Genomic DNA, 14,310 nt, shown 5'->3' on the forward strand with positions numbered 1-14,310 from the left:
TTCCCGGCCCCGCGCGCGCCCGGCTCCCCGGCGCCGCCGCTCTCGCCCTCGCCCTCGGCCTCGTCCTCGCGCTCCCGCACGTCCACGAACGTGCCCCCGGCGTGCACCACGAGCGCGTCCGGCGCCATCGGGAAGACGGCGTACGGGCTGCCGGCCGCGGCCCACACCGTGTCGTGGGCCAGGAGGGAGCGGTCCGCCAGGACGCGGGTGCGGACGCGGTGTCCGAAGGGCGGGACGCCGCCGATCGCGTAGCCCGTGGTCTCGCGGACCACGTCCGCCTTCGCCCGGGTGACCTTCTCGGCCGCCAGCTCCCGCCGGACGCGTTCGACGTCCACCCGTGACGCCCCGTCCATCAGCACCAGGACGGGCACCCCGGCGTCCGGCCCGGCCGCCGCGCTCCGCAGCTGGGGCGACCCGTACGTCGTGAAGATCAGCGACTTGCAGATCTGGCTGAGGTCGCAGCCGATGGCGGCGGCGGCCTCGGCGGCGGTGCGGGTCGCCGCCGGGAACCGGCGGACCCTCGGCAGCAGTTCGCCGAGGCCCAGTTCGTACAGGGCCTCGGCGAAACGGGGTGGCGCGGTGTGTGCGTGGGCGTCTTCGGCGGAGGTCATGCACCGCACCGTAGTTGTGCGTGTACGGCGCACGCGACCGGGTTACCGCCCCGCCCACCCCGGCGGAAGGATCAGCTCCCCGCCTTCAGCAGTGCCGCCACGATCGGGCCCGCCGAGTCGCCGCCGTGGCCGCCCGCCACGACCACGCCGGCCCCCGCGAGGTCGCCCTTCCAGGCGGTGAACCAGCCGTTGGGCTCCTTCTGGTTGTCGACCTCGGCGGAGCCGGTCTTGGCGCCGTAGTCGGGGCCGAGCCCGGACATCGCCTCGGCGGCGGTGCCCGCGGCGGCCGTGTACTGGAGGAGCTCGCGCAGCTGCGACTGGGTGGAGGAGGACAGCGAGCGGGACGCCTTGGCCAGCGTGCGGTTGTCGACCTCCGGGGAGACCAGGTACGGCTGGTGGAAGGTGCCGGTCTTGGCCGTGGCGACCACCGACGCCATGTTGAGCGGGTTCATCCGGACCCCGCCCTGGCCGATCAGCGAGGCCGCCATCTGCGCGGCGCTCTGCACCGGCACCGAGCCGTCGAAGGACGGCACCCCGATCGCCCAGTTGTCCATGCCGAGCCCGAAGACCTGCTGGGCCTGCTGGGTGAGGTCGTCGTCGTCCAGCTTCTTGGCCTGCGAGATGAAGGCCGTGTTGCAGGAGCGCGCGAAGCTCGCCTTGAACGTGCCGTTCTCGATCTCGAACTTGTCGTCGTTCTGGAACTTCCAGCCGCCGTACGTCACGTACTTGGGGCACGGGTGCTGCTTGTCGGCGCTCGCGAGGCCCTTGTCGATCAGCAGCGACGACGTGACGATCTTCATCGTGGAGCCGGGGGCCAGGGAGCCCTGGAAGGCGGTGTTGAAGCCGTGCGAGGAGTTCGCCACCGCGAGGATCTCACCCGTGGAGGGGCGGATCAGGGTGACCGACGCGCGGGACTTCTTCGCGACCTGCTTCTCGGCCTCCGCCTGGAGGCCGGGGTCGAGCGTCGTCTTCACCGTGCCCGGCGTGCCCTTGCTCAGGGTGACCAGGGTCTTGTCGGACTCCTTGTCCTCGCCCTTCGCCGCCGCCTTGCGGACCACCCGCAGCTCGATGCCCGCGGTGCCGCCGGCCTTCTTGCCGTATTTCTCGCGCAGTCCGTCCAGGACCGTGCCGAGCGACGGGTAGGCGGCGGTGGTCAGCTCGCCGCCGTCCCGGTCGAGGGCCTTGACCGGCGGCGTGCCCGCCTCGCCCGTGACCAGCTTGTCGCCGTCCTTGAGATCGGGGTGCACCACGGACGGCTGCCAGCCGACCAGCGGCACTCCGTCCTCGGTCCGCCGCACGACGGTCACCTCGGAGGCGTACGACAGGGGCTTGCTCTTGCCCTTGTAGGTGACGGTGCCTTTGACGGTGAAGGGGACGGAGTCGCCCGAGCGCTTGCCGGGCGTCAGCGTCTGAAGGGTGATGCGGGCGTCCTTGCCGAAGCCGGTCAGCGCGGTCTTCGCGGCGGACGGGTCGTCGGTCAGGGCGGCGGCGTCGGCGGTCTTGCCCGCTCCCCAGGCGGTGAGGAAGCCGGCGGCCGTCGTGCGGACCTCGGCCGCCGACAGCGGGCCGGTCTTGATGGCCTGGTGCTTGGCGGTCGTGGCCGTCCGGTCGTCGGCCGCCGCACCGCCGCCGAAGAGGCTGTACGCGCCGAACGCCGCGCCGCCGACGGCCACGGCGATCAGCCCGCCGAGCACGGCCGGCCTGGTCCTGCCGCGCCCGGCGGCGCGTCTTCTGTTGCCCACTGCTGCGAGTCCTTTGCTGGTCCCCTGGATCCCCCGTGCCCTCTGGCGCCCCCGTGCCCTCACGCTCCTCGAAACGAGAGGCACCACCCTAAAGTCCCGGCACCACGGGCAAACGTTCAGCCGCCGGTCTGTAGCACAGCTGCGACGATCGGCCCCGCCGCGTCGCCGCCGTGGCCGCCCTCCTGCGTCATCGCGGCGGCGGCGATGTCACCCCGGAAGCCGGTGAACCAGCTGTTGGACTTCGACTGCCCGTCGACCTCGGCGGAGCCGGTCTTGGCGCCGATGTCACCGCTGAGCCCGGCCATCGCCTGGGCACCCGTGCCCTGGGTCGCGGTCAGCTTCATCATCTGCTTGAGCTGGGCGGCGGTGGAGCCGGACAGGCCGCGGGCGGTGGCCAGTTCACGGTCGTCGAGCTTCGGCGAGACCAGGTAGGGCTGGTGGAAGGCGCCGGTGATGGCGGTGGCGGTGACCGACGCCATGTTCAGCGGGCTCATCTGGACCTGGCCCTGGCCGATGGCGTTGGCCGCGCGGTCCGGGCCGCCGGACGCGGGGACGCTGCCGTCGAAGGAGGTGATGCCCGTCTTCCAGTTGTTCCGGCCGAGCCCGAACCGGTCCTGTGCCTCGGTGGTCAGCGACTCGTCCGTGAGCGGCTTCTCGTCGATCAGCTTGATGAAGGCGGTGTTGCACGAGCGCATGAAGCTGTTGGCGAGGGTCGCGCTCTCGTTGGCCTTCATGCCTTCGAGGTTGTGGAACTTCTGGCTCTGCCAGACGGCGGTGTCGGGGCACGGCGCCGGACCGTTCATCGAGGTGACACCGTTGTCGATGAGCATCGCGGACGTGATGATCTTCATCGTGGAGCCGGGGGCGAGGGTGCCCTCGAACGCCGCGTTGAACTCGTCCTTGCGGTGGTTGGCGACCGCGAGCACCTCACCGGTGCTGGGCTTGACCGCGACCACGGAGGACTCGTCGTACTTCTCCACGGCCCGCTCGGCCGCGCCCTGCGCGCTCGCGCTGAGCGTGGTGTGCAGCTTGCCCGGCTCGCCCTTGGCGAGGGTCACAAGCGTCTTGTCGCCCGCGTTCTCGTCGGCCCGGTGGACCGCCAGCTCGATGCCGGGGGTGCCGCCCGCCTTGTCGCCGTACTTGGTGCGCAGGACGTCCAGGATCGGGCCGAGGGAGGGGTACTTGTCCTTGGTCAGGACGGCGCCCTTACGGTCCACGGCCTCGATCGGCGGGCTCGCCGCCTCGCCGGTGACCAGCGTGTCCCCGTCCCCGAGGTCGGGATGGACCACGGTGGGCTCCCAGTCCACCAGCGCCTTGCCGGTGGTCTCCCCGCGCACCACGGTGAGCCGGGAGTAGTAACCGAAGGATTTGCTCCTGCCGTCGTACGTCACCTTCGCGGCGACCTTGTAGGGCACGGTGGCCCCCGACCCCCTGCCGGCCGTGATCTTCACCTTGGTGATGTGCGCGTCCTCGCGGAAACCGGTCAGCAGCTGCTCGGCGGCGGCGGAGTTGTTGGTCTCCTCGGCGGCGGCCGCGGCGCTGCCCTTCTCCCAGGCCGCGAAGAACTTCTCGCTGGTCTCCTTGACCTCTTCGCTGCTCGGCGGCCCGGTCTTCACGGGCGCGGGCCCGCCCGCGCCGTCGCCGCTGATCGCGGTCACCACGTTGTACGCGCCGTACCCGGCGCCGCCCACCATGACGGCGAACACACTCCCGACGATGGCGGCCTTTGCCCCCTTGCGCATGCGTCTTCCTCCCCTAGTCCTTCGCACCTTAGGCAGAGGGAGGTCACGTGTGTGAGCGCCGTTCCCGGATGGTGTCCTAAGAGAGATCAGAGGCGACCGGCCGGTCACGCATGTGAACGCCGGCGGCGCCGCCGCTCACCGCCGCCCGTCGACCAGCCCTGATTCCCAGGCCCAGGCGGCGATCTCCACCCGGTTGCGGGCGGGCAGCTTGGTCTGCACGTTGCCGAGGTGCGTCTTCACCGTGCCCACCGAGATGCACAGCTCGGCGGCGATCTCGGCGTTGGTCAGCCCTCTGGCCACCAGCCGCACCAGGTCCTCCTCCCGGGCGGACAGCGCGGACCGCGGCGCCCTGGCGGCGGGCGCGGCGCTGTGCAGCTGCCGCAGCAGCCGTACGGTGATGGCCGGGCTGACCAGCGCCTCGCCGGAGACGGCCGCCCTGATGGCCTCGACCAGCAGGGCAGGCCCCGAGTCCTTGAGCAGGAACCCGGAGGCGCCCTCGCCCAGGGCGCGCTGGACGTACTCGTCGTCGTCGAACGTCGTGACCACGACGACCTTGGGCGGGTTCACGGTGCCGGGGCGGGTCAGCCGGCGCAGGGCCTCCAACCCGTCCATGCGGGGCATGCGGATGTCCATCAGCACCACCTCGGGCCGGTGGCGCTCGGCGAGTTCCACGGCCTGCACCCCGTCCACGGCCTCCCCGACGACCTCGATGTCGTCCTCCGCGCCGAGGATCATCGCGAACCCGGCACGGACCATGGCCTGGTCGTCGGCGATCAGCACCCGGATCGTCATGACGCCACCGCCTTCGCCGCGGGCACCCTGGCCGTGGACCCCTTCGCCCGCACGGGGAGCGTCGCCTCGACACCCCAGCCGCCGCCCGTCACAGGCCCCGCCTGGACGGTGCCGCCGACCAGGCCCACCCGCTCGGCCAGGCCGGTCAGCCCGAAGCCGCTGCCGGACACGTGATGCGGCCGCCCGTCGTCACTGACCCGGACGGTGAGCCGGTCTCCCGAACGGTCCACCCGCACCCGTACCCCGGTGCAGCCGTGGGCGTGCTTGCGTACGTTGGTCAGGGCCTCCATCACCACCCGGTGCGCGGTCGTGGTCACCTCGACCGGCAGGTCGTCGAAGGTCCCGTCGATGTCGAGCCGGGCGCGGGCGCCGCCGACGGCCGAGAACTCCTCGACGAGCGAGCGCACCTCGCCGATGCCCGCCAGCGGCGTCAGCGTCACCTCCCCGTCGGTGTCGCGGAGCATCCCCACCATGTGCCGCATCGAGGTCAGCGCCTCCGAGCCCGCCTGTTCGATCCGCCGCAGCGCGGGCGGCACCAGATCGGGCCGCCGGTCCGCGATCGCCTGGGCGCCCTGCGCCTGCACGACGATGCCGGTGACGTGGTGGGCGACGAAGTCGTGCAGGTCCCGGGCGAACTCGGTCCGCTGCTCCAGGCGCAGGGCCGCCGCCTGCCGCCGCCGGTCCGCCATGAGCAGGCGCGCCCCGAGGCCGGTGCCGAGCGCCAGGACCGCCGCCAGCGCGAAGGCCAGCGCCAGGATGGTCGTGGACTGCCGGACCGAGACCGACACCGGCCGCAGCACGACCGCCGTGAACAGCATCAGCACGGCCGCCGTCGCCCACGACGGCTTCCCGCGCCGGGCGACGACCAGCAGCAGCCACACCAGCGCCGCCGGTTCGGCGAACCCCATGGGCTGCGAGGCCGGAGCGGTCCGGAAACCGAACAGGACCGAGAGGGACAGCGAGGCGAACGCGAGCACGCAGGCGGCCACCGGCAGCGCCCGGCCGCCGAGCCGGGGCGAGACGGCGACGAGGACGACGGCCGGCAGCACGACGAACGGCTTGGCGGAGGCGTACGCGTCGATCGCGTAGAAACCGCCCACCACGTCCAGTACGACGAGGCCGAGAAGGCATCCGAACAGCAGCAGCCACGCCGTCACGGGCCACAGCCGCCGGCGCTCCCCGCCCCTCACGGCCGCGCCGCTCGCCGCCTGCGCCATCTCCTCCACCATCCCTCCTGCCGACCGGCCGAAAGTCACAGCCGGCCGCACAAGATCTGTCTTTCGCCCGATCCGCCACGGGGCCCCGGCGAAGAAGAGTGGAGATCACCGGGCGGCGTTCCCACTCCAGCGTATGCACCGCTCACGGCCGCCCTTCCACCCCGCGACCCGCACAGGAGCCACACATGGATCACGCAGACACCCACCACGGCGACCGGACCGGGCGGGCACGCCCCGCCGGCGGGCCGGCGGCGGTCGAGGCCCGTGGGCTCGGCAGGAAGTACCGGCGCGGCTGGGCCCTGCGGGACGTCTCCTTCCGGCTCCCGGCCGGGCGGGTGTGCGGCCTCGTCGGCCCCAACGGCGCGGGCAAGAGCACCCTGATGGGCCTGGCCACCGGCATGAACCGGCCGACGGCCGGCGGTCTGCGGGTGTTCGGCACGGCACCGGGCTCGGCGGAGGCGGTGCGGCGCACCGCGTTCCTGACCCAGGAGAAGCCGCTGTTCAAGCGCTTCACCGTGGCCGAGACCCTGCGCCTGGGCCGCGAGCTCAACCCCCGCTGGGACCAGCGGGTCGCCGAGGACATCGTCCGCGCGGGCCAGGTGCCGCTGGAGGCGAAGATCGGCACCCTGTCCGGCGGGCAGCGCACCCGCGTCGCCTTCGCCCTCGCCTTCGGCAAACGCCCCGACCTGCTCATCCTCGACGAGCCGATGGCCGACCTCGACCCGCTGGTGCGCCGCGAGCTGATGGCCACGCTGACCGCGGAGGCCGCCGGACACGGCACGACGATCCTGATCTCCTCGCACATGCTCGCCGAGCTGGAGAACGTCTGCGACTTCCTCCTCGTCGTCGCGGACGGCACGCTGCGCCTCGCGGGCGGGGTGGACGAACTGCGCGCCGCGCACGCCCTGTTCGCCGACCCCGGCGACGGCTCGCATGCGGACCTCGCCCCGCACACGGTCGTCGAGTCCCGCGGCGACGGCAGGCCCGGCGTCCTGGTGCGGCTCGGCGCTCCGGTCGAGTACGGCGGGCGGGCCGAGCCTCCGACGCTGGAAGAACTGCTGCTCGCCTACCTGCGCTCACCCGGCGCGCCCGCGCTGATCACCCCCGGCGCCCGGGTCGGCGACATCCACGACATCATCACCCACGACCGCGAGAAGGCTGTGACGGCATGACCACGCTCACTCGGAACCCGGCCGGCCCGACGTCCGCCGGACACCCGCGCGGCCAAGGGGGCCCCGGGCGCTCCCGCCCCCGGCTCGGCGGTACGGCCTGGCTCGTCTGGCGCCAGCACCGCGCCGCGTTCTGGACCCTCATCGGCCTCACCGCGCTGTACGCGCTCGGCATGGTCTTCCTGCGCGGACAGCTCACCGACTACCTAACCTCGGTGCCGCAGAAGTCCGGCGGCGTGACGGGCGCGTTCGAGGGCCACGCCACCCGGCTCTTCGACGGCGGGACCTACCTGACGTACCTGCCCGTCCTGGCGGGCGTCTTCCTCGGCGCCCCGCTCGTCGCGGGCGACCTGGAGTCCGGCACCGCCAAGCTGGTCACCTCGCAGTCCGTCGGCAGGCTGCGCTGGCTGACCACGAAGCTCGCGATGACCGCCGGACTGCTGGTGCTGTGCACCGCCGTGCTCGCCGCCGTCTTCGAGTGGTGGTGGAGCCCGGTCAGGGGCCGCGCCGACACCGCCGACTCCCTGGCGTGGACCAGCGGCAACATCTTCGACACCACGGGGATCATGCCGGTGGCCTACGTCCTGCTGACCTTCACCGTGGGCGTGGCGGTCGGCATGGTCCTGCGCCGCACGCTGGTGTCGATGGTGGTCACACTCGGCATCACCGTGGCGATCGGGGTCGTCTGGAACCACTTCCGCCTGAGCTTCGGCAACATCGTGTCGGCCGGCACCCACGGCGGTGTCGGTGACGACGCCCCGCGTCCGAAGCTGCCACTGCACGCCGTGCAGCAGGGCCAGGGCGACTACTTCCTCACCGGCTCCGGAGAGCACCTGGACTGGACGACCTGCCTGGACCAGATGGACAGCGAGAAGGCGCACAACGCCTGCCTGGCGTCCAAGCACGTCGTCGGCTACTCCGTCGACTATCTGCCGATGTCCCAGATGCACACGATGCAGTGGATGGGCGCGGGCGTCATGCTCGCCGCCACGGCCGCCGTCGTCGCCTTCACCGTCCTGTGGGGCCGGAGGCGCCTGCTGTGACGGGCGCCGTCGGACTGCTCCGGCCCGGCTAGACCCACGTATCCAGCCACATCCGAGACCGCCACGAGTCGATCGGGATGGCGGTGCCGGTGTACAGGGGCCAGAAGTAGATGAAGTTCCAGGCGATCAGGAGGACCAGGACGCCGGCGCCCGCGGCACCCGCGACGCGGCGGCGTTCGCCGGATCCCGGCGGGCCGAGGATCGCGCCGATCATCATGGCGACGGCCAGGCACAGGAACGGCAGGAACACGACGGCGTAGAAGTAGAAGATCGTGCGCTCCTGGTACATGAACCAGGGCAGATAGCCGGCCGCGATGCCGCAGGCGATGGCGCCCGCCCGCCAGTCGCGGCGGAACGCCCAGCGCCACAGCACGTACAGCAGGGCGAAGCACGCCGCCCACCACAGCAGCGGGGTGCCGAGCGCCAGGACCTCGCGGGCGCACTTCTCGCCCGCGTCCGCCGGGCAGCCGTCCGTGCCCGGGGAGGGCGACTCGTAGAAGTACGACACCGGGCGGCCGGTGACGATCCAGCTCCAGGGGTTGGACTGGTAGGTGTGCGGCGAGGAGAGGCCGACGTGGAACTTGTAGACCTCGTGCTCGTAGTGCCACAGGCTGCGCAGCCAGTCCGGCAGGAACGTCCAGCTGCCGCCCTTGCCGTCGGTGACGGCCCAGTTGCGGAAGTAGCCGCCGCTGCCGTCGTCGGGGGAGAGGATCCAGCCGATCCAGGAGACCAGGTAGACGGCGAGCGCGACCGGCACCGTGGCCAGGAAGGTGATGCCGGTGTCGCGCTTGAGGACGGCCGTGTACGGGTGCCGGGCGCCCGCCACCCGGCGCGAGCCGGCGTCCCACAACAGGGCCATCAGGCAGAACGCGGCCGTGACGTACAGGCCGTTCCACTTGGTGCCGATGGCCAGGCCCAGCATCAGTCCGGCCGCCCAGCGCCAGGGCCGCCAGCCGAGGCGGGTGGTCTCGGCGGTGTGCGCGTCGGGGCGGACCACCCCGTGCGCGTCCGGCGGCAGCGCGGCCGCGAGCCGGGCCCGCGCCCTGTCCCGGTCGATGACCAGGCAGCCGAACGCGGCGAGCACGAAGAACATCAGCACGCCGTCGAGCAGCGAGGTGCGGCTCATCACGAAGTGCAGCCCGTCCACGGCCATCAGCGCGCCCGCGAGACAGCCGAGGAAGGTCGAGCGGAACAGGCGGCGCCCGATCCGGCACAGCATCAGCACCGACAGGGTGCCGAGCAGCGCCGTCATGAAGCGCCAGCCGAACGGGTCGAAGCCGAACATCAGCTCGCCGAGCCCGATGACGTACTTGCCGACCGGCGGGTGCACCACGTACGAGGCGTCGGCCGGGATGGTGACGTGGCCGCCGCCCTGGAGGATCAGGTCGTTGGCGTCCTTGGCCCAGTTGACCTCGTATCCGCGGTGGACGAGCGCCCAGGCGTCCTTGGCGTAGTACGTCTCGTCGAATATCACCGCCTTGGGGCTGCCCAGGTGCCAGAACCGCATCAGCCCGGCCAGCAGGGTCACCAGCAGCGGGCCGCCCCAGCCCGACCAGCGGTGGATCCGCTCGGCCGCCTCGTGGCGCAGCCCGAACGCCGCCCAGATCCGCGGCCCTGGCTCGGCGTACGGCGGCACGAGGCGGTCGCGGACATCGCTCCGGGGCCGTGCCTGGTAGCCGAATCGGCGCAGCCGCTGCTGCCACGACGGCGGCTGTTCTTCGGTGGCCTGGCCCTGCCGGGTGTCCGTGGAGGACGCGGTACTGGTCACCGCGCCATCGTAGGGAACGTCTCTGTGGGAGTCCCGTCCCCGGGCCCTGCGAGGATGGAAACGTGACAGGAACCCTAGTACTGGCAGGCACCCCCATCGGCGACGTGGCGGACGCCCCGCCCCGGCTCGCGCAGGAGCTGGCGGCGGCGGACGTCGTGGCCGCCGAGGACACCCGGCGGCTGCGCAGGCTGGCGCAGGCACTGGACGCGCAGCCGGCCGGGCGCGTGGTCTCCTACTTCGAGGGCAACGAGGCCGCCCGCACCCCGGAACTGGTCGAGGCGCTGGCCGGCGGGGCGCGGGTGCTGCTGGTCACCGACGCCGGGATGCCGTCCGTCTCCGACCCGGGCTACCGCCTGGTGGCGGCGGCGGTGGAGAAGGACATCAAGGTCACGGCCGTGCCGGGCCCGTCCGCGGTGCTCACCGCGCTGGCGCTGTCCGGGCTGCCCGTCGACCGGTTCTGCTTCGAGGGCTTCCTGCCGAGGAAGGCGGGCGAGCGGCTGTCGCGGCTGCGCGAGGTCGCGCAAGAACGGCGCACTCTCGTCTATTTCGAGGCCCCGCACCGGCTCGACGACACCCTCGCCGCGATGGCCGAGGTGTTCGGCGCGGACCGCCGCGCCGCCGTCTGCCGCGAGCTGACCAAGACGTACGAGGAAGTCAAGCGCGGGCCGCTGGGCGAGCTGGCGGTCTGGGCCGCCGAGGGCGTGCGCGGCGAGATCACCGTGGTCGTCGAGGGCGCCCCCGAGAAGGCCGGGGAGCTGGACGCGGCCGAGCTGGTGCGCAGGGTGCGGGTGCGCGAGGAGGCGGGGGAGCGGCGCAAGGAGGCCATCGCGGCGGTCGCCGCGGAGGCGGGGCTTCCCAAGCGGGAGGTCTTTGATGCCGTCGTGGCGGCAAAGAACGCGGCGCACAGCGCCCCATAGGACGGCAAAGGACGGACGGGAAGAGCAAAGCCCAGGCACCCGACCGGGACCTTCACGGCAAGAAAGGGCCAAAACGGCTCCAATAGTCGGCAGGTCCGATGCGTTCGCGCCGGGAGAGGCGTCCACTGGTTCAAGGGACGCACCCGTCCTCCGCCTCCGGTGGAAGCCCGCGGTTCCGCGAGGGACCGCGGGCCCCACGGCCACGGAGGCGCTCGTCCAGCGGGGAACTGGAGCCGGCATGAGTGAAACCGTGCATGAGTCCTACTCCTTCGCCTGCATGCGCTGCGGGCACGGCTGGGAGCAGTCGTACGAGATAGAGCACCACCTCGACCACGAGGGCACCGCGTATGTGACCTATCTCGCGAACGGGCACGCGGTGCCCTCGCCGCTGTCCAGCCCCACCTGCCAGAACTGCGACAACCACGTGGTGCGCATCATGCGCGCCGGACAGGTGTCCTCGGCGCTGAACTCGATGCACCGGCCGGGCGCCGTGCCCCGGCAGCCCGCGGCGGACGCGCCGCACGAGGCGCCGGAGCCCGCGCAGGACCACCACTGGCACCTCTCCGACCTGCTGCACCCCTTCCAGCACCGCAAGGCGGGCTGAGCCGGGGGCCGGCAGGCGGGCGGGGCACGTCCCCGGCACCGGGTTCGTAAGATCGGGGCATGCCTTCCCGAAGCGCCGAAGCCCCGCCCCTGCCGGAACCCCTCCGGGTGCCCGTCGCCGACTCGCACACCCATCTCGACATGCAGTCCGGCACGGTCGGGGAGGGGCTGGCCAGGGCCGCGTCGGTCGGCGTCACGACGGTCGTCCAGGTCGGCTGCGACCTGGCGGGCTCGCGCTGGGCCGCCGAGACGGCCGCGGCGTACGACGCCGTCCACGCGGCCGTCGCCCTGCACCCCAACGAGGCGCCGCGCATCGTGCTCGGCGATCCCGACGGCTGGTCCCGGCAGGGGGCGCGGGGGCCCGGCGGGGACGCCGCCCTCGACGAGGCGCTCGCGGAGATCGACCGGCTCGCCGCGCTGCCCCAGGTCAAGGGCGTCGGCGAGACCGGGCTCGACCACTTCCGCACCGGAGAAGAGGGCAAGGCCGCCCAGGAACGGTCCTTCCGCGCGCACATCGAGATGGCCAAGCGGCACGGCAAGGCGCTGGTCATCCACGACCGCGAGGCCCACGACGACGTGCTGCGCATCCTCAAGGAGGAGGGCGCGCCCGAGCGCACCGTCTTCCACTGCTACTCGGGCGACGCGGAGATGGCCGCGCTCTGCGCCCGCGCCGGCTACTTCATGTCCTTCGCCGGGAACGTGACCTTCAAGAACGCCCAGCAGCTGCGCGACGCGCTCGCCGTGGCACCGCTGGAACTGGTCCTGGTGGAGACCGACGCCCCGTTCCTGACGCCGGCGCCGTACCGCGGACGGCCCAACGCGCCGTACCTCGTTCCGGTCACCGTCCGGGCGATGGCGGAGGTGCGCGGCATCGGCGAGGACGCGCTGGCGTCGGCACTCGCCGCCAACACCGCCCGCGCGTTCGATTACTGAGGCATAACGCTTCCGGGGCATCCGTGCGGCACCCGGCGCGGGGGAGTGTCGTGACCCTGCGTGCCCGCGTTGCTATGGAGAGTGACGACCGCTCCGCCGGCTGCCGGTCGCCCGATCTTCCTGGAGCGTGTGTCGTCGTGAGCAATACGCAGTACGAGACGTACGGACCCGTCGGCCCGTACGCCCCGGCACTCCACGAACCGCCCGCGCCGTACCCGCCGTACGACCTGTACGGCACGTACGACGCGGCCGGGCGGTACGTCACGCCCGCGCCCCCGTACGAGGCATACGAGGCGTACGGCGTCCACGGCGGTTACGCGGACACCTACCGGCCCGCCTACGAGGAGGCGCTGTACGAAGGGCCCGAGGACACCGAAGGGTTCAAAGAGGGCGTAGGTCCAGAGGAGGCCGGGGAACCCGGGAAGCCGGGGGAGGCCGGGGACGCGGGTGACCGGGACGGCGCGCGGCGGTCCGGCGGCCGGGCCGAAGCACGAAAAGCCGAAGCACGGAAAGCCGAAGCACGAAAAGCCGAAGTACGGAAAGCCGGGGCGCGGCGGACCGAGACCCGGCGGGCCGAAGCGCGCAGGGCCGAGGCGCGCGGGGCTGGCCGCCGCAGACGCGCCGCCTCCCGCCCCGAACCGCTGCGCCGGCTGCTGCCGCAGGCGCTGGTCGTGGCGTTCCTGGCGGGCGGCACCAGCGCGTTCGTCGCCGAGGACAAGGCCGTCGAGCTGAACGTCGACGGCGAGCCGCGCACCCTGCACACCTTCGCCGACGACGTCTCCGGACTGCTCACCGAGGAGGGCGTCGACGTGGGCGGCCACGACCTGGTGGCGCCCGGTCCCGGCACCGAGCTGACCAGCGGCGACGCCATCGCGGTCCGGTACGGGCGGCCGGTGCGGCTCACCCTCGACGGGCAGCGGCGCCGGATGTGGACGACGGCCAGGACCGTGGACGAGGTGCTGCACCAGCTCGGCGTGCGCCCGCAGGGCGCGTACGTGTCGGCGGCGCGCTCCCGGCCGATCGGCCGCGCGGGGATGACGCTCGAGGTCCGCACCGAGCGGACCGTCACGATCATGGCGGACGGGCGGGCGCGCACCATCCGCACGAACGCCGCGACCGTACGGGAGACCGTCGCCCAGGCCGGGATCACCCTGCACGGGCAGGACACCACGTCCGTGCCGCCCGGCAGTTTCCCGCGCGACGGGCAGACCGTCACCGTGCTGCGGATCACCGGCACCCGGGAGATCCGCGAGGAGCCGATCCGGTTCGAGACCCGGCGGACCCAGGACCCCGAGCTGTTCCAGGGCACGGAGGTGGTCGAGCGGGCCGGACGGCCCGGGGCCCGCCGGGTCACGTACGCGCTGCGGACCGTCAACGGGGTGCGGCAGAAGCCGCGGCGGCTGAAGACCGAGGTGGTGCGCGAGCCGCGGACGCAGGTGATCAAGGTCGGCACGAAGCCGCTGCCGGACTCCGTCGCCGGGGCCGACGACCTGAACTGGCCCGCGCTCGCGCAGTGCGAGTCGGGCGGCAGGCCGGGAGCGGTGGACTCGTCCGGCACGTACGGCGGGCTCTACCAGTTCGACACGAACACCTGGCACGGGCTCGGCGGCTTCGGCCGCCCCCAGGACGCCTCGGCCGAGGAGCAGACGTTCCGCGCGAAGAAGCTCTACGTGCGCCAGGGCACCGCCCCCTGGCCGCACTGCGGCTCCCGCCTGGAGGGCTGACCGGGCCCCGGGTACGGCGTGGGCGCGGGACCGCCGCGTCCCACCCGTA

At 72.8% G+C, this 14,310-nt stretch carries 11 protein-coding genes and 1 pseudogene; 6 read left to right on the top strand and 6 right to left on the bottom strand.

Going from position 1 to position 14,310, the window contains the following annotated elements; all coding sequences use genetic code 11:
- Positions 1-68: 68 nt before the first annotated feature.
- The 5 genes and pseudogenes from ACFV6E_RS24195 to ACFV6E_RS24215 all read right to left on the bottom strand — a co-directional run.
- Positions 69-611: pseudogene (locus tag ACFV6E_RS24195) on the bottom strand (YbaK/EbsC family protein); the annotation flags it as partial.
- Between the two features lie 71 nt (positions 612-682).
- Positions 683-2,353 (bottom strand): penicillin-binding transpeptidase domain-containing protein, encoded by a 1,671-nt coding sequence (locus tag ACFV6E_RS24200; RefSeq protein ID WP_385464506.1) that lies wholly within the window; start codon positions 2,351-2,353, stop codon positions 683-685.
- A 116-nt stretch (positions 2,354-2,469) separates the two neighbouring features.
- A complete protein-coding gene (locus ACFV6E_RS24205) occupies positions 2,470-4,095 on the bottom strand; it encodes a penicillin-binding transpeptidase domain-containing protein (RefSeq protein ID WP_385464508.1) in 1,626 nt (541 codons plus the stop codon).
- A 135-nt stretch (positions 4,096-4,230) separates the two neighbouring features.
- Positions 4,231-4,887, bottom strand: a complete 657-nt coding sequence (locus ACFV6E_RS24210; protein ID WP_385164579.1) for a response regulator — start codon at positions 4,885-4,887, stop codon at positions 4,231-4,233.
- The gene (locus ACFV6E_RS24215) at positions 4,884-6,116 is read right to left on the bottom strand and encodes a sensor histidine kinase (protein WP_385164576.1); all 1,233 of its coding nucleotides are present in this window, start codon (positions 6,114-6,116) and stop codon (positions 4,884-4,886) included. Before ACFV6E_RS24215 ends, ACFV6E_RS24210 begins: the two co-directional genes overlap by 4 nt.
- Positions 6,117-6,289: 173 nt before the next feature.
- On the opposite strand from ACFV6E_RS24215, the gene ACFV6E_RS24220 reads away from it, so the two are divergent.
- Both ACFV6E_RS24220 and ACFV6E_RS24225 read left to right on the top strand, forming a co-directional pair.
- Positions 6,290-7,276 (top strand): ABC transporter ATP-binding protein, encoded by a 987-nt coding sequence (locus ACFV6E_RS24220; protein ID WP_385464511.1) that lies wholly within the window; start codon positions 6,290-6,292, stop codon positions 7,274-7,276.
- Entirely contained in the window at positions 7,273-8,316 is a 1,044-nt protein-coding gene (locus tag ACFV6E_RS24225; RefSeq protein WP_385464513.1) for an ABC transporter permease subunit, read from the top strand. Before ACFV6E_RS24220 ends, ACFV6E_RS24225 begins: the two co-directional genes overlap by 4 nt.
- A gap of 28 nt (positions 8,317-8,344) precedes the next feature.
- Here ACFV6E_RS24225 and ACFV6E_RS24230 read toward each other — a convergent pair whose 3' ends face one another.
- Positions 8,345-10,084, bottom strand: a complete 1,740-nt coding sequence (locus ACFV6E_RS24230) for a dolichyl-phosphate-mannose--protein mannosyltransferase (RefSeq protein ID WP_385164567.1) — start codon at positions 10,082-10,084, stop codon at positions 8,345-8,347.
- Positions 10,085-10,146: 62 nt separating this feature from the next.
- Between ACFV6E_RS24230 and rsmI the strand changes: the two genes are divergently transcribed.
- From rsmI to ACFV6E_RS24250, 4 genes are all read left to right on the top strand, one after another.
- Complete coding sequence (gene rsmI / locus ACFV6E_RS24235) at positions 10,147-11,001, top strand: 16S rRNA (cytidine(1402)-2'-O)-methyltransferase (protein ID WP_385164564.1); 855 nt, start codon at positions 10,147-10,149, stop codon at positions 10,999-11,001.
- A 238-nt stretch (positions 11,002-11,239) separates the two neighbouring features.
- Positions 11,240-11,605, top strand: coding sequence for a hypothetical protein (locus ACFV6E_RS24240; protein ID WP_385164561.1), 366 nt, complete (start codon positions 11,240-11,242; stop codon positions 11,603-11,605).
- Positions 11,606-11,664: 59 nt separating this feature from the next.
- Positions 11,665-12,537 (top strand): TatD family hydrolase, encoded by an 873-nt coding sequence (locus ACFV6E_RS24245; RefSeq protein WP_385164558.1) that lies wholly within the window; start codon positions 11,665-11,667, stop codon positions 12,535-12,537.
- Between the two features lie 137 nt (positions 12,538-12,674).
- A complete protein-coding gene (locus ACFV6E_RS24250) occupies positions 12,675-14,261 on the top strand; it encodes a ubiquitin-like domain-containing protein (RefSeq protein ID WP_385464516.1) in 1,587 nt (528 codons plus the stop codon).
- The last annotated feature ends 49 nt before the right edge of the window (positions 14,262-14,310 follow it).

Origin of the sequence: Streptomyces sp. NPDC059785, assembly GCF_042732375.1 — a bacterium.
In the GTDB taxonomy this organism is placed as follows: Bacteria; Actinomycetota; Actinomycetes; order Streptomycetales; family Streptomycetaceae; genus Streptomyces.